This is a genomic window from Mycobacterium sp. E2733, from assembly GCF_001667585.1.
Taxonomy (GTDB): domain Bacteria; phylum Actinomycetota; class Actinomycetes; order Mycobacteriales; family Mycobacteriaceae; genus Mycobacterium.
The window spans coordinates 61,702-82,998 of the sequence record NZ_LZJZ01000012.1 but is presented as its reverse complement, the minus strand read 5'-3'; the positions used below and the strand labels follow the sequence as shown (position 1 = coordinate 82,998).

Sequence of the window (21,297 nt, the reverse complement as noted above, 5' to 3'; positions counted from 1 at the left end):
GTCGCCGGCGCGACTCACGCCGATACCGGCCCGCTGAACAGTGTCTCGAAGGAGCCGTCCGGGATGCCCGGGATGAGGCGCAGCGCGAGCGCCTCGGCGCCCAGCGGCAGACGGATCAGCGGCTGGGTATGCCGGTCGAGCACGCTGACGTCGGACTCATCGCAGAAGCCCAGGGCGCCGAGCAATTGGTGCGAGGTGCGTAGCACCTGCCGCGCGGTGTCGGATGCCTTGAGCCGAAGGATGAGCGCGTCCGCCGAACGAACCTCCATCGGTAGCGATTCCGGGCGGCAGATGGTGAACTTCGCCAGTTCGTGCAGTCCGCGCACGGCGACCGCTGCCTCCGCCACGGCGAACCGGACGGCCTGAAAATCGGCCAGCGGCTTGCCGAACTGAATGCGGGCTCGCACATGATCGGTGACGATCTGCAACGACTGCTGCACCGATCCCAGAATCCGCCATGATCCCAGCACGAGATGTAGGTTAACGTCGCCGGCCGGAACAGTTCCATCGGGTTCACCGAGGGAGGCGGGCACCAGAAACGGCCCGAGCTTGGCGTTGGTCCGCGACGCCGGCCGCGGGCGATACCTGGTGCCGTCCAGGTCGGCGGCGATCCAGTCACCGGGCAGGTCGCCATGGTCAATGCGCGGCGCCTCGGGGTCGACCAGGGCAAGGCGAGCGCCATCGATCGCCAGCAACTCTTCGACGAGGGGATAGGGCAACACGGTTGCGCCGGCGGCGCGGCACAGCACGGCTGCCGCGAGCAGGTCGTCGGGGGCCGATCGGACATCGAGTTCGAATGCGCCGACCTCGCCCAGGGCGGTGCGCGCCGCGTCGCGGATGCCGTCGTCGGTTTCGGCGCGCAACGCCGCCTGTGGCCCGCCCAGCCGGCCCAACCGCTTGGCCGCGACCGCAGCGAAGTCGCTGATGTCTTGTGGCAGATCAGTTTTCACCGGTGCTCTCCCAACACGTCGCGGGCCACCAACATCTTCTGCACCTCGATGGTGCCCGATGCCACGGTGGCGGCCTGTGCGTAACGCCAATGGTCTTCGATCGCCCCGTGCAGCGCGGCGCCGGCGCCGCTGTCCAGCGCGACGGGGCCCAACACGTCGAAAAGCAGCTCGGCAACCTGCTGGTCGCAGGTTGTGGTGGCGATGCGCGCCGCACTGGCCGCCGCGCCCGCCGCCGGGTCATCTTGGAGCGAGACGGCTCGGTAGGCCAGCAGCCGGGCCACCCGTAGATCGACGAGCGCCCGCACCCACCGCGAGCGAAGTGATTCGGGCAGCGCGTCCCAGTCGTCGCCGAGCTGGGTGCACATTCGGTCGAGCAACGATTCGCAGCGCGCGTAGCGGGCGATGCCCACGCGCTCGAATGCCAGCGCCTCGCGCATGACCCGCCAGCCGTCGCCGACCTCGCCGAGGACGTCACCGGGAAACGCCTGCACGTCGTCGAGGAACATCTCGTTGAGGTGATGCGGCCCCAGCATCGACCCGATGGGCCGAACGGTGAAGCCGGGCCGGTCCATCGGAATCAGAAAGAGGGTGAGCCGCTTAGGCTTTGGGGCCTCGGGATCCGTGCACGCCGCCAGCACACACCAGGACGCCATGAGTGCATACGACGTCCACACCTTCTGTCCGGTGATGCGCCAGCCGTCCCCGTCCGGCACGGCGCGGGTGCGCAACGATGCGAGGTCGGTGCCGGCCTCCGGCTCGGAGAAGCCCTGGCACCAGATCACGTCGCCGGCGGCGATGGCGGCCAGGTGCTTGGCCTTCTGCTCGGCGGTTCCATAGCGCATCAGTGCCGGGCCCACCCAGTTGATCCCCATGTATTGGGGACCGCGAGGCTCGTGCTGCGCCCACATCTCCTCGCGCAGCACCGTCTGCTGCCAGACCGAACCACCGCCGCCCCCATGCTCTTTCGGCCAGGCCAGCGCCAGGAGGCCCTCGGCGGCCAGCAATTTGCAGAACGTCTCGGTGGTGGCGAGATCCTGCGGGTTCTCGGTGCAGGCGCCGAGGAAGTCGGCGGGGATGTGGTTGGACACCAGCTCGCGCAGGTGGTTGCGCAGTTGTGCGGCGTCGTCGCCGAGGTCGTAATCCATCGTCGTCATCCCTTCGGCAGCCCGAGCAGCCGCTCGGCGATGATGTTGCGCTGGACCTCCGATGTTCCGCCGTAGATGGTCGCGGCCAGCGCGTCCTGGCGTTCGAAGAGCAGATCCGGATCGCTGAGCGACTGCGTTCCTTCGGCAACGGCGGCGAGCTCCCAAACCCGTTGCAACGTAATCGATCCGAGTAGCTTCATGGTGTCGGCTTCGGGGCTCGGCCGCCCCGCCAGTTCGTTGCCCAGGGCGCGGTAGCCGGTGGCCCGCAACGCTTCGGCGTCGGCTAGCAGGGAACCGAGCTCGGTGCAGATGTCCGAGGTCGGCTGCGCCCTGCGTACCGATTCGAGCCCACGCTTGATCTCGACCCAGTTCATGATCCAGATCATCTGGCGTTCGTGATGCAGCGAGGACAGCGCGACGTTCCACCCGCCGTTGAGCGGCCCCAGCAGGTTCTCCGCCGGCACCTCCACGTCGTCGAGGAAGACCTCGCAGAATGTCTCGTCGGAAATCGACGCCATCCGGATGGGCTCGATCCGCACCCCCGGCGAGTGCAGGTCGAGGATCAGGCAGGAAATGCCCCGGTGCTTCGGGGCCTCCGGATCAGTGCGGGCATACAGGGTGCACCACCGCGACTCGTGGGCTTGGGTGGTCCAGATCTTGTGACCGTTGACCCGAAACATCCCTCCGTCCCGCTCGGCGCGCGTGCGCAGGCCGGCGAAATCGGATCCGGCTTCCGGCTCGGACATTCCCAGCGCCCACCATTCGTCGCCGCGCAGCAGGGGAGCCAGGAGGCGGTCGATCTGGGCCGGGGTGCCGAACTGACGGATGCCGGGTGCGGCGACGTTGGGACCCGCGATGTTTGGCAGCTTGGGCGCGGACCGCAGCGCCGCCTCGAGCCGAACCTCCATCGCATCGCGCAGACCCAGCGATCGGCCGCCGTGCTCGCGCGGCCAGGTCGGTTGTATCCATCCGGCCTCGAAGGCCGCTCGCTGGTAATCGCGCCGCAGCTTCAGGTCCCAGCGGTATTCGCGATAATTCTCGTAATAGTCCTTCGGCAGAAACTCCCTCAGCCACGCGCCGAATTCCTGGACTATTGAGACCACCGCAGTCATGCCGCGCCTCCCGCGAAACGGCGGCCCACCTCGTGGTAGAGCGCGCGGCTGTCTCCCAGCATCGCGGCGGCCTGCCACGCGTGGCGGACATAGAGGTGGGCGTCGTGTTCCCAGGTCTGCCCGAGCGCTCCGTGCACTTGGACCGCGGTTCTCGCACATTTCGCGGCCGCGTCGCCGGCTGCCGCTTTGGCGAGGGCCGCGGTGGTCCAGGCGTCCGCGGGTGTCGTGTCCGCATCGCTGAGTCGGGCGGCCGCGGCGTAGGTGAGGCTGCGAGCGCGCTCCAGGCCGACGTAGTTGTCGGCGAGCGCGTGCTTGATCCCCTGGAACGCGCCGATCGGCGTGCCGAACTGGCGCCGCGTCTTCGCATGCTCGACGGCGCGGTGCAACGCTGCGCTCGCCGTCCCTACCAGGTCGGCGGCCGCGGCCACCAACGGCGCCGTCAACGCGCTTTCGATATCGACGGGCGCGGCAGCCAACGGCTCGGCGTCGACCTCGACGTCTGCCAGCGGCTGCGCGGGGTCCGTCGACTCGCCCGCGATCGCGGTCACCCCGTCGCCGCAGCGCGCGACCGCCACCACCGTGCCACCGGGACCACTGGGGCCTCCGTCGGCGCGCGCCAGCGTGACGAGCAACTCGGAGCGGGACAGGTTCGGAACCGCGACCGCTCGTCCGCGCAGGCGTCCGGCCCGCAGGGTCATCGGCACCCCGGGCAGCCGAGATCCCCTGGCATGCACGGCCAGCGTGGCGACGACGCCGCCGGCGATGTCGTCGAGAACCGCGTCGAGACCGGTGCCCCGCAATGCACCGGCGGCCAGGCCGATACTGCTCAACAGCGGGATCGGCGCGACGGCGGCACCGCATTCCTCGAGCACCACAGCGAGCTCCACCGGTCCGTAGTCCCCGGCACCGGGGGCGGCCAGCTCCGTCCAACCGAGGTCCACGACCGTCTTCCACAGCGTGCGCCACCGCTCCGGATCCGTCATCGCTTGGCGGGCGGAGTCGGGCGGGCACTCGGTGCGTAGGACGTCGCGCACGGTGTCGCGCAGCGACAACTGCTCCGAATTCAGTCCGACATCCATAAGACCCCTAACATAATAAAAATAGTAAACTAGCGGCCCTGTTCGCAATCGCACAGGAACATACGCATAGGTGGGTGCATGGTCGAGTGGTATTTGTTCCTGCCGCAGGTGCGGCTGTCAGCCGCCGACATTGTGGAGCGGGCACGTCACGCCGAGGCCAGTGGCTTCGACGGCATGGCGTTCATCGACCACCTCGAGGCGCCCGGTCTGCCCGATGAAAGCATCTGGGAGGCAATGGGCATTGCCGGTTGGGTGGCGGCCAAGACGGAGCGGCTGCGGATCGGCCATCTGGTGCTGTGTGACGCGTTCCGCCACCCCGCCTTGCTGGCCAAACAAGCTGTCACCCTCTCGGACGCATCGGAGGGCAGGTTCGACCTGGGCCTCGGCGCGGGTTCTTGGCCCGCGGAGTTCACCAGATTTGACGTCGGCCGGCAGGACCCGGTGGCCAGGGTTGAGCAGCTCCAGCGGCACATCGAGTTGATCAAGCAGTACTGGGGCGATGAGGCGGGAGAGGCCGAGGGCAAAGCGGCGCAGGCGCCGCGGAGGTCCCATCCGATACCGCTAATCCTCGGGGGCACGGGCCCGCGGATGATGGAAGTCGTTCGCACGTACGCGGATTGGTGGAACCTGCCGGCCAACCACCTCGACAAGCTGGCCGCGCTGGCCCCCGCGGCGGGGACGGCCCGGGTGTCGGTCCAGCAGATGGTGGGTTTCGTCCGGACTGGGAACGATCCGGGCAAAGTGCGCGAGGTGAGCACGCGGCGATTCGGCAACCTGGGCGCGGGGCTGGTCTGCGGCGATGCCGACGAGCTCATCGGCCACTTCACCGGGCTGGCCACTCAGGGCGTCGAACGGTTCTATGTGTGGTTCGCCGACTTCGCCGTCCCCGATTCGCTGCGCGAGTTCGGCGAAAGGGTGATCAAGGGGTTCGCTCCCGCCGGCGCCGCGCTTCCGTAGGCACGACCGGCGGCCGGGCGAACGGCCCGCGCTGCACCGCGCTGAGCCGGATCTCCGGCAGGTCGACCGAGGGATCGACGGTGTCCAGCCAGGCGACCGCATCCGCCACATCGGAGACCCGGATCGCGTACATCTCGAAGGGGACGTCTTGAAGCATGTCAGTTTCCACCGGGCCCGGGGTGACGATGTGCACGGCGATGCCGTCACGGTCGACTTCCAGCGCCAAGGCCCGGGCGAACGCGTTCATGCCGGCTTTGGATGCCGAGTAGGCGGTCCGGGCCATCATGGGTTCGTGCGCCGCCGACGACGAAATGAACACGAACCGCGAACCCGCGCGCATCCTGGGCAGCGCGGCGGCGGTCACCACGAAGCATGAATCGAGGTTGGCCGAGATGATGGTCCGCCACTGCTCGAATGTCTGTTTGCGCGCGTACGTTCCGCCCAGCGTGCCGGCCGCGTGGACGACGAGGTCGATCGTCTCCAATGCGCTTGTGGCAGCGGTGAATCCGTCCGGATCCGACGCATCGGCCACGATGTGGCGCGCGCCGATCTCCTGTGCCGCCGCGCGTAATGGGGCCTCGCGACGCGCGGCCAGCACCACGTCATAACCCAGCTCGGCCAACTTGCGACCGCACCCTTTGCCGATCCCGCCGCTGCCGCCGGTGACCAAAGCGGTTCTCACGCACTGCCTCTCAGGTTTGGCGGAAATCCCGCGTACGCGACAATGCCTGCGGCGACAGCGCGTGAATTCGTTGGTCGTGCCGACCGGAGAGCACGTAGGTCTGGGTGTCGGCGAGATGGCGACCGGCGATGCGGCGCGCCCGGTCGACGTCGCCCTCCGCGATGGTCTCGGTCAGCTTGACGTGGGTGCTGAGCACTGCGCGGCGCTGGGCCAACGAGGGGTAGGTGCCTCGCGCGGCGCTCTCGTCCGCCCACTGTTGTTCATGGCTGGTCCACAGCGTCTCCAAGCTGCCGACCACCGCGATGATGGTGTGGTTTCCGCAGCCGCGGACCACGAGATCGTGGAATTCACGGCCGATTTCGGTGAACAGCCCGCCGTCCTCGATGTTTTCGGCCATCGAGTCGTTGACCCGGTTGAGCTCTGGGACCAATGTGTCCGCCCGGTCCGGTCGCCGGGCGGCCAGCGCGGCGCACGCGGGCTCGAGTTCCTGCAACGCCATGCCGAGGTCGGCGACCGCTACCGACTCGCTCTGCAGCAACAGCCCGAGCATGTATGCGGCGCTGGTCTTCGCGGGGGCGTGCACGACGGCGCCACCACGGTTCCCTCGTCGAACCGAAACCAGCCCCTCGGTTTCCAGGATCCGCAGCGCTTCGCGCAGCGAAACCAGACTCACGTTGAACTGCTCGACGAGCACCTCTTGACGCGGCAACAGATCGCCGTCGGCGAGCTCACCGTTGATGATCTGGCGGCGCAGTTCGTCGGCTACGATTTCTGCGATTCGAGGCGCCGACAATCGGCGACGGGCGTCGCTCCCAATTCCCAAGGCGGTCATCCGATCCTCGATGCATAGCAACTCACTGGCTTAGCTATTTTAGCAGTAATGGTATAAATAGCTTCTTCGATCGCTTGTCGATCGGGAGGGCGGGTGTAAGTGAGCGAGCGGTCCGACAGCCGGCCCACACCGCTGCATGACCTGCGTGTCGTCGAGATCAGCGACCGGATCGCCGGCAGCTACTGCGGGAAGCTGCTGGCCGACGCCGGGGCGCAGGTGCGCAAACTCGAACCGCCGCAGGGGGATTGGCTCCGCCGGTACTCTGCGACGGGATCGCCGGTGCCCGACGGGCAGAGCTCACCGTTTTTCGCCTACCTCAATTCCGGCAAGCGCAGCGTGACTTACCCGCCCGATGCTGAGCGTCTTTCCGCCGAACTGTCCGCCGCGGACGCGGTGGTGGTCACCGCCGGCCGGGAGCAGGCCGCGGCGCTGGGCGTCGACCCGCAGCGGCTGCTGGCGGCCTGTCCGCGCGCAACCATCGTCACGATCTCGGACTTCGGCTGGACCGGACCGTACGCCGACCGGGCCGCCAGCGAATTCACCCTGCAAGCGTGGGCGGGCTCGCCCGGCTTCCGCGGCGATCCAGCGGGGCCGCCGATCTCCATCGGCGGCGACCTGGGGGAGTACATGGGCGGCGTCTACGCCGCTTTCGGCGTACTGGCGGTGCGCCGCCGCGTGGAGCGCGGTGGCCCCGGTGAGCACCTCGATCTGTCCATGCTCGAGGCGTTGACCGCGATGCAGAGCAGCGAATGGCTGCACTCCCAGCTGCTGCGGGTGCCCCCTATCCGCCGAACGCTCGAAGTGCCATCGATCGAGCCCGCCAAGGACGGCTACGTCGGGATCACCATGGTCACCGGCCAGCAATGGCTCGACTTCGTCGCGATGGTCGAGTGCCCGCAGCTCGAAGAGATCGAACAGCTCCGCTTCCAGATCGGCAGGTGGGCCTACCGTGACCTGATCCGCGAACAGATCGGCCCATGGCTGGCCGAACGCACCGTCGAGGAAATCGTCGAGCTCGGCCAACTGTTCCGGCTGCCGATCGCGGCGCTGGGCAACGGCTCCACGATCCGGGAGATGGGGTACGTGACCGAGCGCGGGGTATTCGTCCGCAACCCCGCCGGCTTTCACCAGCCCCGGCCGCCCTGGTTGATGTCGGCGTGCGCGCCCGCCCCGCCGCGGGCCACACCGGCGCTCGGTGAGGCCAACGACGAAATCCCTTGGCCCCGAAGAGAACCGATGGAAGACCGCGCCTCGAATGGGTTGCCGCTGGCCGGTGTGCGCATAGTCGACCTGACCGCGTTCTGGGCCGGTCCCGCGGCGACCCACCTGTTGGCCGCGTTCGGCGCCGACGTCGTCAAGGTCGAGTCGATACAGCGACCCGACGGCATTCGATACTCGGGCGGCATGCGCACCGATGTCGAGGATTGGTGGGAGTACGGCTGGGTCTTCCACGCCATGAACACCAACAAGCGTTCCGTCACACTGGATTTGGGTTCCGAAGACGGGCGCCGATTGTTCACCGGGCTGGCCGCCGGCGCCGACGTGGTGATCGAGAACTTCTCACCGCGGGTGATGGACCAGTTCGGCCTGACCGCCGACGCGCTGCTGAACGTCAACCCGAAGCTCGTCGTTGCCCGGATGCCGGCGTTCGGGCTGGACGGACCGTGGCGGGATCGTGTCGGATTCGCTCCCACCATGGAGCAGATCGCCGGCCTGGCCTGGGTAACCGGGCTGCCCGATACCCCGCCGGTCACGCCGCGCGGGGCGTGCGATCCGCTGGCCGGTGTGCACGCCGCGTTCGCCGTGCTGGCCGCCCTGAACTTCGCGGAACGGACCGGGTCGGGGCAGCAACTCGAGCTGCCGATGCTCGAAACGGTGCTTAACGCCACCGCGATACAGGCGATCGAATCCGAGGTCTTCGGGATCACGCTGACCCGGCGGGGCAACCGCGGTCACGGCGACTCGATCCAAAACATCTTCCGGTGTGCAGGCGACGACGACTGGATCGCGGTGACCGTGCGCGACGACCGGCAGTGGCGTGCCCTGGTCGAGGTGATGGATCGACCGGCGTGGTGTGACGAGGAGCTGTCCACCGTCGCCGGGCGGCGACAGCGGGCTGACGACGTCGATCGCCGGCTGGCGAATTGGTTCACAAGCCAACCCCTCGACTCGACGGTGGAGCGATTGGCCGCCGCCGGCGTCCCCGCCGCACCGGTGGTGTCGCCGTCGTTGGTCATCGAGAACCCCCAATTGCGCCATCGGGGATTCTTGGAGCCCCTGGACCACCCCAGCACCGGCGCCGGTCTCTATCCCTGCCCACCGTTCGCACGGCTGGCCGGCCAGGACAGGTGGCTGCTGCGGCCACCGCCGCGGTTGGGCGAGCACAATGAAGAGATACTGCGCGAGCGGTCCGGGCTGGCCGACGAAGAATTGACGCGCCTCGCAACCAGCGGGGTGATCGGGACCCGACCCAAGGGCCTGTGAGAAGTGGAGGGCATCTGATGCGCGTGACAGTCGACGAAAATCTTTGTGAGGCCAACGGCTTCTGCGAATCGCTGGCGCCGGAAGTCTTCGAGCTAGGGGACGAGGATGTGGTGCAGATCGCGGACGGGCCGGTGCCGCCGCGGCTGGAGATCGACGTGCGCGCCGCGGTGGACCAGTGCCCCAAGGCCGCGCTGCGGCTGACCGACTGAGTTAACGGCGAGCGGTCAGCGAGATCGCCATTTCGTCGTAGATCGACATGTTCGTGGTGAGGTTCGGGTAGGCCACTTTCGCCGGGCCGAGGGCGATGTTGTCGCACCGCAGCAAAAGTTCGTCGAACACCGCGCGGAGTTCCGCGCGCGCCAGCATGGCGCCCAGGCAGTGATGCGGTCCGCCGCCACCGAAGGCCACCTGGGGGTTCGGCTGCCGACCGATGTCGAAGGTGAACGGCGAATCGAAGACCTCCTCGTCGCGGTTCGCCGACCGCAGCATCGACACCACCCGCTCGCCCTTCGCGATGTGCTGGCCGTCCATCTCGATGTCGGCCTTTGCGGTGCGCGTCCAGTACGCGACCGGTGTCGCCCACCGCAACACCTCCTCGATGGCGCTGGGCCGCAGCCCTTCCTGCTCGCGGTAGCGCTCGATCTGCTCCGGGTTCGCCACGAACGCCTGCAGCCCGATGGCCAGCGCATTCTTGGTGGTGTCGCTGCCGGCAAACGCCAGCACAAAGAAGAAGAACTCGAGTTCGTGAGGTGGCAAGCTGAAGTGCTCGCCGTCTTCGCCGGTGATCACCGCGGTCGCCAGCGTGCTCCAGATGTCGTCGGTGGGGTTGCGTCGTTTCTCCGCGGTGAGTTCCATCGCGTACCCGAAGATGTTGGCGTAGAGGTCGGTTTCGTCCTGCCGGCTCAGCCGCGCCTCCGGTGAGTTGGCCTTCAATATGCGGTCCAGGCCGTCGAAGATTCGGGGCCGGTCGTCCTCCGGTATGCCGATGATGTCGCCGATGACCGTCATCGGCAGGGCGTCGGCCACATCCTCGATCCAGTCGCCGCCGCCCTCGCCGAGCAGGCGGTCGATCATGCGCGCCGCCCTCGCCCGGATGCCGGCCTCGAGCCTGGCGATCGCCCGCGGATTGAACGCGTTCGAGATCAGCTTGCGGCGCTTGTTCAGCCCGGGCGGGTCCATGTTGATGATGGTGGGGTACGACGAGAACATCCCGACTGGCTGGATGAGCGGGCCGTCGACCGCGGTGAAGGACTCGACATCTCGATGCAGCCGGACCGCATGCCGGTGCTTGGTGGTCACCCAGAACTGGCGCTGGACGGTCTTGGCTACGCCCGGGGTCAGGTCGTGGCGGAAAAGTGGCCGGCTGTGCCGCAACTCGGTGAACAATTCGTCGGGAAACCCGTTGCGCCACAGGGCGAAGTCGGAAAGGTCCACTGCCGCAGCCGTCATCTGAAACTCCGCTCTGCCCTGGGCGCGTCTGGTGCCGCGTTGACGTTCAATGCTTAAAATAGTAAAAATAGACGTTGTCGTCGAACCACCGTGAGTGAAGGGCGACCAAGTTGCGCTCGGCTCGCCTTGGTCTGGGCGGGATATGGAGAGTTCGTGACGCACACAATTTCTGACCCGGCTCCGGATTCGGCCGGGGATCCCTCGGAACGCGAGTTCGGGCAGGCCGGCATCGCGCTGTCGACCTATCGGTTCCCGACGGGCTGGTTCATCGTCGCCTTCGGCTCGGACCTGGCCGCCGGTCAGGTCAAGCGCGCCCATTACTTTGGTGAGGAACTCGTCATCTTCCGCACCGAGTCCGGCCAGGTGCACGTGATGGACGCCTACTGCCAGCACCTCGGCGCCAACCTCGGCGTCGGCGGCACGGTAGAAGGCGAGAACATTGTCTGTCCGTGGCATGGCTGGCGCTGGCGTGGCGACGGCAGCAATGCGCTGATCCCGTACAGCAAGATCGGGTGCAAGAACAACGTCCGCATCCGCACGTACCCCAGCATGGAGTGGTATGGCTTCGTGCTCGCGTGGCACGAGCGGCACGGGCGGGCGCCGTACTGGCAGCCCCCGGTGCTGCCCGAACTGGAAACGAACGAGTACTACCCGCTCCACCCGCACACGCAGATGATCAACCGGGTCAAGGTGCACCCGCAGATGATCATCGAGAACGCCGCGGACCCGTACCACGTGCAGTACGTCCACAAGGCCGCCAATCCGGCCACCACCGCGTCGTTCGAGGTGTCCGGTTACCACTTGCACGCGACCGTCAACGCCCATTTCGGCGGCGGGCGCGCGTCGACCTGGCTGACCCCCAATGGGCCGGTCGACGCCAAGATCATCTACGACAACTATTCGCTGGGGCTGGGGGTCGTGCGCTTCCCCAGCGAGCTGGTAGCCACGGTGCAGGTGACCGGGCAGACGCCGGTCGACGAGGACTACACCGATTACTTCTACACGCAGGCGTCCGTCCGCGAGCCCGGCGACACCGGCGACGTCCCGACCGGTCGCGCGGCCAAATTCCTGGCGCTGCAGCAAGAGGTCATCAAACAGGACTTCTTCACCTGGGAGAACATGAAGTATCTGGAGAAGCCGAACCTGGCTCCCGAAGAGGCGCACGACTATGCCGCCCTTCGCCGCTGGGCGCACCGCTTTTACCCGGGCACGGAGCCTTCGCCGTCCGACTTCGGGTACACGGCGGACGGTGAGCCCGACCCGGCGGCCGCGAAAGCCTGAGCGAAAGCCCCTGGAAGCGCCATGAGTCCCGACCGGAGCGGACCTCTCGGGCCCGCCGACTTCGGCGTCGAAAGTTTCACGGTCCCGGCCGTGCTCGATCGGCGGGCCGAGCAGTATCCCGACCGGGTGATGATGTCGATCGCCGGCGTTGACGTGACCTTCGAGCAGATGCGGCAGCGCTCCCGCGCCGCCGCGAACGTGCTCACGGACTTGGGCGTCGGTCGTGGCGATTGCGTGGCGTTGTTCACCGGGACCTGCCCGGAATGGGTCTACTTCTGGTTGGGTGCGGCGCGTATCGGCGCGGTGAGCGCCGCCGTCAATGCCGCGAACAAAGGGGATTTCCTGCTGCACGCCCTGCGGTTGTCGCAGGCCAAGGTGATCCTGACCGATGCCGAGCGCCGGCCCCGGGTGGACGAGGTTGCCGGGGCGTTGCAGACCGCGCCGAGCGTTGTGCTGCAAGGTGATTTACTCCAGGCGAAGTTGAGCCGGGGCGGCGTGGTCGCAGACGTCGGCACGGCGGTGGAGAACGTGGGCTGTCTCTTCTACACGTCGGGCACCACCGGGTCGTCGAAAGCGGTCGCCACCACCTGGCCTTACCTGTTCACGGTGGCCGCGACGGTCGCGTCGGCCTGGGAATTGCGCGCGGGGGAGGTGCTGTGGACGGCGATGCCGCTGTTTCACCTGAGCGCGGCGCCCAGCGTGCTCGCCCCGATGCTGCTCGGCGCGACGACCGTGCTGGCGCAAGCGTTTCACCCCGCCGAGGTGTGGGACGACATCCGCGCCCGAGGCGCCGTCGGCTTCGCCGGCGCCGGCGCGATGGTGTCGATGTTGCATAACCTGCCCGCGGATCCGCGTGACGCCGAGTTGCCACTGCGGTTCATCTCGGCGGCCCCGATCGACGCCAAGGCTTATCGCGACATCGAAAAGCGTTACGGCTGCCGCGTCGTCACGATGTACGGGATGACCGAGGCGTTTCCGATCGCCGTCAAGGCCCTGGCCGACGAGGGGGTGCCCGGCACGTCGGGCCGGGCGAATCCGAATTTCGACGTGCGGATCGTCGACGAACGCGGCGACCCGGTGCCGGCAGGCACGGCCGGAGAAATCGCCTGCCGGCCCCGGTATCCGCATTTGATGAGCGAAGGCTATGTGGCGCAAGACATGCGGGTCATCCCACACCCGGAATGGTTTCGCACCGGCGACGTCGGCCGGCTCGACGCGGAGGGAAACCTGACATACGTCGACCGCAGGAAAGATTCGCTTCGCCGGCGCGGTGAAAACGTTTCCTCGGTCGAGGTGGAAACCGTGGTCGCAAGTCATCCCGCCGTGGCGGAAGCCGCCGCGATCGGGGTGCCCAGCGCGTTGGGCGAAGACGACATCCTGGTGATCGTGACGTTACAACCCGGGGCCACAGTTGATTACGCCGAGCTGCTCGATTTCTGCTCGGCCCGGATGCCGTACTTCTGCGTGCCCCGATACGTGGAGACCGTCAGCGAACTCCCGAAGACTGTCATCGGGCGGATACGTAAGGACTTGTTGCGCGAGCGGGGGGTGACTCGGGAGGCGTGGGATCGTGAAGCTCAGGGCTATATCGTTAGCCGGTAGGTTACGTTAATGTTACGTATTAGTCGGCAAGTGACTTTACCGTTCCATCCGTCCGCTCGTTGGCAGTCGTTTTCCCGGGAGAGGCTGGAGACCGAAATGACCATGTCCTATCAGGAACAGCAAATGCTGCAGGCCGCCACGGGCCGTGCTGCCATCCTCAATCTGAACGCCCGGCACAACCGGGCCTACTCCGAGGGCGATCGCGAGCGCTGGATTGCTACGTTCCGCCACGCCGGCGCCACCTACCAACGTGATGGCGACACGTTCGACGATCTGCGGGCGGCGTTCGACGGCGGGGACGGACAACGGCTGGTGACGGTCGACCACGAGATCCGGGTCGACGGGGTCAACGCCGTCCAGCGTTGCGTCGTCTTGCTTTTCGCCAGCATGTACGGCGACACCACGCTGCGTGCCACGGGGATATTCCGGGACACGCTGATCTACGAGCGTGGTGGCTGGTACTTCACTTCCCGTGCGCTGCAGTGGGATTCGGTGCCCAGTCGGCACCCGCTCGTTATGTGAGCCGCGTGGACCCGGACCTCAGTTACCAGCTAACCTTCGGCACCTATGAAGACGCGCTGCGCATGGTTGGCGCGACGAGCGAGCCGCGCACCGCGGCCACGGCGGTCAGCGGGGCACGCATCCAGTTGTTCGCCGCGATGGTCCACGACGGCAACCGGTCCTACTGGGACGCCGAGTTCGCCCGCCGGAAATGGGGAGGTCTGCCGGCGCCCCCGGCCTTGCTGATGGGGTGGCTGATCCCGCCGCCGTGGCAGCCGCAGGGCCGGCCGCCGGTGGCATCCCTGGTGCTGCGAGTCCCGTTGCCGGGCACCACGTTCATCAACGCGGCCAACGACGTCGAGTTCGTGGTGCCCATCGTTGAGGGCGACGTTCTTACCGTCGTCGAGCAGCTGGTGTCGGTGTCACCGGAGAAGCGGACGCGGCTGGGCGCGGGTCATTTCGTCGAGACGCTGGAGACCTACCGCCGCCAGGACGGGGCGGTGGTCGCCACCTGCCGGAACACCTTGTTCCGCTTCACACCCGGAGCATCGCCGTGACCGCAGACGACCTGGACTTCGACGAGATCACCGTTCCCGTCGACCTGCCCGAGGTGGTCGACCACATCAGCTACCAGCGAGTGGTGGAGAACGCGGGAGCGACGTGGGACTACTTCCCGGGCCACTTCGACCCCGAATACGCGCAGCGCCAGGGCAATCCGACGATCTACGTCAACACGATGCACCTCGCCGGCTTCGCCGACCGCGTCGCGACCGATTGGGCGGGTCCGAGCAGCCGGGTGGTGCGGCGCTCCATGCGGCTGGCGGGCTCGGTGTATGCCGGCGACACGATGATCGGCCGGGGACGCGCGGTGGCCAAGCGGCGGGACACCTCGGTGGACCCGCCGCGCTGCCTCGTCGACATCGAGATCCAGGTGACCAACCAGCACGGCGCGCTGTGCTGCCCCGTCGAGCTCACCCTGCAGATGCCCGAAAGTGGTTGAGCGTCAGCCGGATAGCGGAGGTAGCTGCCCCTTGCACACCAGCGTCTGCAGCTCGACGTATTCGTGAAGGCCCTCCGGGCCGAATTCACGCCCGATGCCCGACTGTTTGAAGCCGCCGAACGGGGCGCCGATGTCCAGCGTGTACATATTGATGCCGTACGTCCCGGTGCGCACGCCTGCGGCGATCTCCAGGCCGTGTGCGATGTCGGAGGTCCACACCGAACCGGCCAGGCCGTAGTCGCTCTCGTTGGCGATCCGGATGGCGTCGTCCTCATCGCGGTAGCGCAGCACGGTCAGGACCGGACCGAAGATCTCCTCCCGGGCGATGCGCATGTCGTTGGTGGCGTCGGCGAACAGCGTCGGCTGCACATACCAGCCACGCGTCGACGGGCTGTCCTGGCCGCCCAGGACGACGCGGGCGCCTTCGGCCTGGCCGGACTTGATGTAGTCCTGGACGCGGCGCTGTTGTCGTTGCGCGACAAGGGGTCCGATGTCGGTGGCGTCGTCGGCCGGATCGCCAACGTTGAGGGCCGACATCATGTCGGCCAGTGCATCGACGACCTCGTCGTGACGCCGGTCGCTGACCAGGATGCGGGTCTGGGCGACGCACGCCTGGCCGTTGTTCATCAGGCCGGCGGTTTTCAATCCGGCGACGGTCTTGCCGATGTCGGCGTCGTCGAGAATGATCGCCGCCGACTTGCCGCCCAGTTCCAGGCTCACCCGCTTGAGCTGTTCGCCGCACAGGGCGGCGATCCGGCGCCCGACGGTGCTCGAACCAGTGAACGCGACCTTGTCCACCCCGGGATGGCGCACCAGCGCCTCACCGATCTCGGGGCCGCCGGGCAGTACCGAGACCACCCCGTCGGGCAGGTCCAGCTGCTCGATCATTTCGGCCAACCACAAAGCGTCCAAGGGGGTTTCGGGTGCGGGTTTGATGATGACCGTGCAGCCCGCGATCAGCGCCGGGATCAGCTTGGGCATGATCAGGAACTGCGGAACGTTCCACGGCACGATCGCGCCGACGACGCCGACCGGCGCCCTGCGCAAGTGCACTTCGCCGAGCACGCCCTGGCGCCGTTCCTCCCACGGAAACTCGCGCGCGGCGGCCAGCGCCAGATGGATGAGCGACGCCGCGGCCGCCGCTTGGCCCATTCGGCTGAAACTGCGCGGTGAGCCCATCTCGTCGGTGATCAGGTCGGCCATCTCCTCGATGTGGCCGGCGTAGATCGCGGCGAGCTGTTCGACCTTGGACATCCGCTCGGCGTGGGTCATCCGCGGCCACGGCCCGTGGTCGAAGGCGTGTCGCGCGGCGGCCACGGCGGCGTCGACGTCGTCGGGTCCGGCCAGCTGGACGTGGCCGACGGGTTCTTCGGAGTGCGGGGAGATGACGGCGAGCTGTTGGGGGTTGGCGGGCTTGCGCCACTGACCGCCGATGAAGAGTTCGCTATAAGACCGGTGGCCGGAGGTTTCTGTCATCGGGCACTTCCTCGAGGGTTGGGCGCATAGGCGGCAGTGACCGGGATTTTGCTTTTGACGCTAACATAGCGAAAAAAGCAGCGAGGCCCGATATGACCAGCGATTGGCGCAGTTACCCGTTCCAGTTGGTGCCCGGCGACAGCCACCTGGATTTCCCCGCCGCCGAGGGCGAGCACCCGGACCAGGAGTCCGACACGTGGTTCATCGCCGGGCAGCTCGATGCCGCCGAGGCCGGCCGGTCGTTTGCCTTCCTGACCATCTTCAACAAGAACCGGCCGGGCGGGACCGTGGTCGCCGATTTTTACACGATGGCGCTCTTCGATCTCGACACCGGCGATTACGGCACCTTCACTGACTACGACATGCCGCCGGCCAACCTGGAACCCGGGGCGCCGCGCAAGCTGAAACTGGCCCCGGGCCATCTCGACATCCACTACTCCAGCGCGGCCGGCACCGCGTCGTGGATCACCTGCCGCGACGGCGACGGGGAGCTGCTGCCCTACACGTATCGCGTCAGCCTGGTCGGCGAGGACCAGTCGGGTCGGCCCATGCGGCTGGACCTGGCCGTAACACCAACGCGCGCACCGACACCGGTGGGCGCGTCGACCTACAACGGAAAGATCTGCTGCTTCGGCCAGACCGAAACGTATTCGTATTTCCAGACCGGCATGGCCATGACGGGCACTCTGCGCTGGGGTGATCTCGTCCAGCAGGTCTCCGGCAGCAGCGGGCACATCGACCGGCAGTGGTTCCCGAAATACGCCGGCGGTGGAGGAACCGGGGGAGATCCGCGCGCCCGGTCCCACGAGTGGCGCACCATCAATTTCGACAACGGCGTGGACCTGAGCATCTGGCGACAGTTCGACCGCACCAATGACAATGCCTTGCAGCCGTTTACGGGCGTGACGACAAGCCATCCCGATCCGGGGGTGTCGCCGGAGTACGCCGAAGACGTCGAGGTGACGGTCAGCAGCTACGTGCGGTGGCCGGACGCGGTGCAGCCATTGGTGCGGCCGCAGGCCGCCGCCCGCTATATGCCCGACCGGCACCGGATCACCTGCCGCACCATGCAACTCGACGTCGTCGGCGAGCCGTTGGTGCCCGCCCCCGCGCACGGCCTCCCCATCGAATACATGGAGGGCCCGTACCGCTACCGCGGAACCCTGTGGGGCCAACCCGTGACCGGCTTCGCGTTCAACGAGCGCTCGCTGGCCCTGTACCGAGACTGGGAGCTGGCCGAGGTGCTGGCCACCACCGTCGCGAACATGGAATCCGCCGACCGAGACCTGCAGATGGCCGCGGGTCTGCTGTTGCAGCTGTTGGCCCGGGGACGCCGACAGGAAGCGGTCGGGCTGTTGACCACGGTGCGACCCGCGCAAAGCGACGCGCTGGCAACACTGTTGGACGACCTCGTTGCGGTGCTATCCGCCGAAGCGTCAACCGAGAGTGGCTGACCCGCCAAGCGCGCGGGCCCAGGCGTTGTGGCGATGCTGTAGGCCGGGTTCGTTGCGGCCGAACAACAGGTGATCGCTGGCGCCCGATTCGAGATTGGCCTGCAGGCTTTCGACCAGCCGGTAGTCCTCGTCGCGCACCGTGGCGTGGGCGTACTCGAACACGGCCTGCGCGCCGGCGGCCACCGATTCGTCGGAAAGGTCCAGTGGCGTCGAGTTCTGGTGCACGGTGACCGATCTCCCCGGCCGATCGCCGGGGTAGATCCGGAACAGCTCGCCGTTGGCGATGGTGACCGACAGCACGATGTTGGGGAACAGCGCGTAGATTATCACCATGTTCTGGAACGGATCCCACTGATCTTCGGGGACGTCGTCCAGCGCCAGGATCGTGTTGAGCGGGAAGATCAACCGGTGATGCGGTCCGAACGCGTCGAACACCGTGCAGTTGCTGCGGGCGATGGTGGCAAAGGTCTGCTGGTGCACGGTGGCGAAATGGTAGTTCTCCGAAAAGGTGTCGATCGCGAGCTTCCAATTGATCGGGCAGTCGAGCACCTTCTCACCCAATGGTGACCACCGCCCGATTCCCCACGAATCGAGCTCGTCGGCCAGGGGGCCCAGGTGTGCGGCGACATCCAGGCCGGCCCCGGGATCCAATGCGACCCAGAGGAAGCCGGCGAATTCAGCCGCCGGAAGTTCGGTCAGGCCATCGGCCCTGACGGTCACGGTGGTTTGGCGGCGACCCGCTTCGGCCGGCTTCGCCGCCCTTGCGATCGCTGCGCCGCTAAATCCCTCGCGGCCGGGCAGGCCGACCAGCCGGCCGGTGTTGTCGTACGTCCACGCGTGGTACGGACAGGTGAACCGCTTCGCAGTGCCGCAGCCCGTCGCCACCTGCGATTGACGGTGCAGGCAGACATTGTTGAACGCTTTGACCGATCCATCGGCCGTCCTGGTCAGCAGTATCGACCGGCCCATCACCGTCTTGGTGCAGTACGCGCCGGGGCCGGGCAGCTCCGAGACGTAACCGACCAACTGCGGGCTGGCCAGAACCATGGCCCGGTCCCGGTCGTGGCGCTCGGCCGACGTGTAGGCCCGCGCCTCGACGCGATGCTCGGTCGGGGCGAGATCGGTCGTCTTGTCGCGCGCCAACTTCAGGGCGCGGCGGGTGAGGTCGATGAGCTGGTCGCGTTCCATCTGCCCAGTACAGACCTTGCCACAGTTGTAAGGTCAAGGAGTGGCTGAGCAGTTGCTGATCGGCGACGTCACGGCCCTGACGGGGATCGCTTCCGGTCGCATCCGCCATTACGAGAAAATCGGTCTGCTGCGCGCCGAGCATCTGTCCAACGGCTATCGGGTCTTCGACGTGGAGCAGGTGCTCGACCTGCTGCGCATCGATCTGATGAGAAGTCTCGGCGTGAGCATCAATGACATCCAGCGCTTGATCGCGGGTGGGCGCACCACCTTGGCGGGTCTGCTCGACGAGCACCGGACGTTGTTGATGCGCCAGCGGGACCGGCTGGACCAGTTGATCGCGGCCATCGACCAATCCCGCGCAGCCTCCGATTGCCCCGACGACGACGTCAACGAGGACATCCTGCGCAGGCTGGCGACCACCCACCGCGACAGCATCGGGGTCATCGGGCGGCTCACGGCGCCGCTGTCCGCGCCCGTAGCCACCATGTATGCCGACCTGTTCGAGGAATGGGCCTTGCCGGTACCGGTCTTGTTCGGGCAGATGGTTCTGCCGCCGGCGGCCAGCACCCTGCTGGCCCAACTGGCCGAGACACCCGGACGCCAGGTGCTGTTCGACCGGTTGCGCAACCTTGCCGGCGACGTGGTCGGACTGGGCGACGACCGGGTGGCTGCAACGGACCTCGCGCAGAGCTGGATCGACCGGCAACTCGCCGACCCGCTGCCCGACGACGTGGTCAATGTGCTGCGGGGGGTGCAGCCGTCGTTGGAGCGTGATCCCGTGATCGTGCAGGGATTCCGGGCCTGGGCAGGATCGATCAACAAGGCGGCCGCCCACTTCCTCGACGAGGTCGCCCGCCAGACCGCTCGCCGCGGCCTGGAGGCCGTGAGCGTCATCGTGCTGCCCGCTGCGACGCGGAGCCAAACCAACGATGGGCCACTGTGATGCAGATGTGACCAGTGTGGTCAACGTGTCAGGTGGTGTTCCTGTCGTACTCTGACGCTTGTGTCATCGGTTTCGCGGCGTGACGTACTCAAATTGGCGGCCGCGGCCCCGGCCCTGATGGGCCTGGCCGTCGCCGGTGCGTCGCTGCGTCCCGCACCGGCGTCGGCGTCGCTCGGCACCTTGTTGGACTACGCCGCCGGGGTCATCCCGGCCAGCCAGATCAGGGCGGCCGGCGCCGTCGGGTCGATCAGGTACGTGTCGGACCGGCGCCCCGGCGGCAACTGGATGCTGGGTAAGCCGATCCAGGTCGCCGAGGCGCGCGACCTCAGCAGCAATGGGCTGAAGATCGTCTCGTGTTACCAGTACGGCAAGGGCAACACCGCCGACTGGCTCGGCGGAGCCAACGCCGGTCTCCAGCACGCGCAGCGCGGAATGCAGCTGCACGCCGCCGCGGGCGGCCCCGCCAACGCCCCGATCTACGCCTCGATCGACGATGACCCGTCCTACGACCAGTACAAACAGCAGATAGCCCCCTACCTGCGGTCCTGGGAGTCGGTGATCGGTCATCAGCGCACAGGTGTGTACGCCAATTCGAAGACCATCGACTGGGCGCTGCACGACGGTTTGGGCTCTTATTTCTGGCAGCACAACTGGGGCTCGCCCAAGGGGTTCGCGCACCCGGCCGCCCATTTGCATCAGGTCGAGATCGACAAACGCAGCGTCGGCGGGGTCGGAGTGGACATCAACGAGATCCTCAAGCCGCAATTCGGCCAGTGGGTCTAGCCGCCGCGCACCTTCACCCGGCATCCGCGGGCCGCGACTCTTAGAGATCCCAGCAAACACTCGTTCGCTCATTTTCCGGTGCGGCGGCCGGGAAGGCCGCGCGGACGACGCGACGGAAGCGTGCTCGACGCGACTTCACGGCTCGAAATTTTTACATAACGATTACATAACAAAACTGCTTTGATCAGGGCAGTTATAGCTACTCGACCGTAACCACCTGCATGCAGCAAGTTTGTTCGCGGCGCCCGCGCAGCGGATCAAACCCGGTGTTACCCACGACACGGTTACCCATGCGTAGAACTCGTCAGTAACCGATTACCACGCAAAACGGGGGTCCGTCCTTATGACACTCTTAGTACAGCCGATGCAGTCCGCCGCG

20 protein-coding genes are annotated in these 21,297 nt (G+C 67.2%); 11 read left to right on the top strand and 9 right to left on the bottom strand.

What is annotated here, in order from left to right; translation table 11 throughout:
- Positions 1 to 14: 14 nt before the first annotated feature.
- From A5678_RS00905 to A5678_RS00890, 4 genes are read right to left on the bottom strand one after another with little or no spacing between them, the layout of a single operon-like run.
- Positions 15 to 950, bottom strand: a complete 936-nt coding sequence (locus A5678_RS00905; RefSeq protein WP_068037021.1) for an acyl-CoA dehydrogenase family protein — start codon at positions 948 to 950, stop codon at positions 15 to 17.
- Complete coding sequence (locus tag A5678_RS00900; RefSeq protein ID WP_197502000.1) at positions 947 to 2,104, bottom strand: acyl-CoA dehydrogenase family protein; 1,158 nt, start codon at positions 2,102 to 2,104, stop codon at positions 947 to 949. The genes A5678_RS00905 and A5678_RS00900 overlap by 4 nt, the downstream gene beginning before the upstream one ends.
- Positions 2,101 to 3,207 carry an acyl-CoA dehydrogenase family protein gene (locus A5678_RS00895; protein ID WP_068037018.1) on the bottom strand — a complete coding sequence of 369 codons (1,107 nt, stop codon included), beginning with the start codon at positions 3,205 to 3,207 and terminating at the stop codon, positions 2,101 to 2,103. Before A5678_RS00895 ends, A5678_RS00900 begins: the two co-directional genes overlap by 4 nt.
- Entirely contained in the window at positions 3,204 to 4,286 is a 1,083-nt protein-coding gene (locus tag A5678_RS00890; RefSeq protein ID WP_068037015.1) for an acyl-CoA dehydrogenase family protein, read from the bottom strand. Before A5678_RS00890 ends, A5678_RS00895 begins: the two co-directional genes overlap by 4 nt.
- Positions 4,287 to 4,364: 78 nt before the next feature.
- Between A5678_RS00890 and A5678_RS00885 the strand changes: the two genes are divergently transcribed.
- Positions 4,365 to 5,243 (top strand): LLM class flavin-dependent oxidoreductase, encoded by an 879-nt coding sequence (locus A5678_RS00885; protein ID WP_068037012.1) that lies wholly within the window; start codon positions 4,365 to 4,367, stop codon positions 5,241 to 5,243.
- Here the strand turns inward: A5678_RS00885 and A5678_RS00880 are convergent.
- Positions 5,206 to 5,925 (bottom strand): SDR family oxidoreductase, encoded by a 720-nt coding sequence (locus tag A5678_RS00880; protein WP_068037010.1) that lies wholly within the window; start codon positions 5,923 to 5,925, stop codon positions 5,206 to 5,208. The two genes, A5678_RS00885 and A5678_RS00880, sit on opposite strands and share 38 nt — an antisense overlap.
- Positions 5,926 to 5,935: 10 nt before the next feature.
- Positions 5,936 to 6,757: a FadR/GntR family transcriptional regulator gene (locus tag A5678_RS00875; protein ID WP_068037007.1), complete on the bottom strand. Its 822-nt coding sequence runs from the start codon at positions 6,755 to 6,757 to the stop codon at positions 5,936 to 5,938.
- 99 nt (positions 6,758 to 6,856) lie between these two features.
- On the opposite strand from A5678_RS00875, the gene A5678_RS00870 reads away from it, so the two are divergent.
- Both A5678_RS00870 and A5678_RS00865 read left to right on the top strand, forming a co-directional pair.
- Positions 6,857 to 9,241 carry a CoA transferase gene (locus A5678_RS00870; RefSeq protein WP_068037004.1) on the top strand — a complete coding sequence of 795 codons (2,385 nt, stop codon included), beginning with the start codon at positions 6,857 to 6,859 and terminating at the stop codon, positions 9,239 to 9,241.
- 17 nt (positions 9,242 to 9,258) lie between these two features.
- The gene (locus A5678_RS00865; protein ID WP_067211377.1) at positions 9,259 to 9,450 is read left to right on the top strand and encodes a ferredoxin; all 192 of its coding nucleotides are present in this window, start codon (positions 9,259 to 9,261) and stop codon (positions 9,448 to 9,450) included.
- 1 nt (position 9,451) lies between these two features.
- Here the strand turns inward: A5678_RS00865 and A5678_RS00860 are convergent, their stop codons facing one another.
- Complete coding sequence (locus A5678_RS00860; RefSeq protein WP_068037000.1) at positions 9,452 to 10,690, bottom strand: cytochrome P450; 1,239 nt, start codon at positions 10,688 to 10,690, stop codon at positions 9,452 to 9,454.
- A gap of 153 nt (positions 10,691 to 10,843) precedes the next feature.
- On the opposite strand from A5678_RS00860, the gene A5678_RS00855 reads away from it, so the two are divergent.
- From A5678_RS00855 to A5678_RS00835, 5 genes are all read left to right on the top strand, one after another.
- Positions 10,844 to 11,971 (top strand): aromatic ring-hydroxylating dioxygenase subunit alpha, encoded by a 1,128-nt coding sequence (locus A5678_RS00855; RefSeq protein WP_156746711.1) that lies wholly within the window; start codon positions 10,844 to 10,846, stop codon positions 11,969 to 11,971.
- A gap of 21 nt (positions 11,972 to 11,992) precedes the next feature.
- The gene (locus A5678_RS00850; RefSeq protein WP_068036995.1) at positions 11,993 to 13,573 is read left to right on the top strand and encodes an AMP-binding protein; all 1,581 of its coding nucleotides are present in this window, start codon (positions 11,993 to 11,995) and stop codon (positions 13,571 to 13,573) included.
- A gap of 96 nt (positions 13,574 to 13,669) precedes the next feature.
- Complete coding sequence (locus A5678_RS00845) at positions 13,670 to 14,095, top strand: nuclear transport factor 2 family protein (RefSeq protein WP_067211385.1); 426 nt, start codon at positions 13,670 to 13,672, stop codon at positions 14,093 to 14,095.
- A 62-nt stretch (positions 14,096 to 14,157) separates the two neighbouring features.
- A complete protein-coding gene (locus tag A5678_RS00840; protein WP_197502005.1) occupies positions 14,158 to 14,631 on the top strand; it encodes a MaoC family dehydratase N-terminal domain-containing protein in 474 nt (157 codons plus the stop codon).
- A complete protein-coding gene (locus A5678_RS00835) occupies positions 14,628 to 15,074 on the top strand; it encodes a MaoC family dehydratase (RefSeq protein WP_068036992.1) in 447 nt (148 codons plus the stop codon). The genes A5678_RS00840 and A5678_RS00835 overlap by 4 nt, the downstream gene beginning before the upstream one ends.
- 3 nt (positions 15,075 to 15,077) lie before the next feature.
- On the opposite strand, the gene A5678_RS00830 is transcribed toward A5678_RS00835, so the two are convergent.
- Entirely contained in the window at positions 15,078 to 16,550 is a 1,473-nt protein-coding gene (locus tag A5678_RS00830) for an aldehyde dehydrogenase (RefSeq protein WP_068036989.1), read from the bottom strand.
- Positions 16,551 to 16,642: 92 nt separating this feature from the next.
- On the opposite strand from A5678_RS00830, the gene A5678_RS00825 reads away from it, so the two are divergent.
- Positions 16,643 to 18,004 carry a lipocalin-like domain-containing protein gene (locus A5678_RS00825; protein ID WP_068036986.1) on the top strand — a complete coding sequence of 454 codons (1,362 nt, stop codon included), beginning with the start codon at positions 16,643 to 16,645 and terminating at the stop codon, positions 18,002 to 18,004.
- On the opposite strand, the gene A5678_RS00820 is transcribed toward A5678_RS00825, so the two are convergent.
- Positions 17,987 to 19,192 carry an aromatic ring-hydroxylating dioxygenase subunit alpha gene (locus A5678_RS00820; RefSeq protein WP_068036983.1) on the bottom strand — a complete coding sequence of 402 codons (1,206 nt, stop codon included), beginning with the start codon at positions 19,190 to 19,192 and terminating at the stop codon, positions 17,987 to 17,989. The two genes, A5678_RS00825 and A5678_RS00820, sit on opposite strands and share 18 nt — an antisense overlap.
- Positions 19,193 to 19,232: 40 nt before the next feature.
- Here A5678_RS00820 and A5678_RS00815 point away from each other — a divergent pair, with 40 nt between their 5' ends.
- Both A5678_RS00815 and A5678_RS00810 read left to right on the top strand, forming a co-directional pair.
- Entirely contained in the window at positions 19,233 to 20,135 is a 903-nt protein-coding gene (locus A5678_RS00815; protein ID WP_068036980.1) for a MerR family transcriptional regulator, read from the top strand.
- A 60-nt stretch (positions 20,136 to 20,195) separates the two neighbouring features.
- The gene (locus A5678_RS00810) at positions 20,196 to 20,918 is read left to right on the top strand and encodes a DUF1906 domain-containing protein (RefSeq protein WP_068036977.1); all 723 of its coding nucleotides are present in this window, start codon (positions 20,196 to 20,198) and stop codon (positions 20,916 to 20,918) included.
- The last annotated feature ends 379 nt before the right edge of the window (positions 20,919 to 21,297 follow it).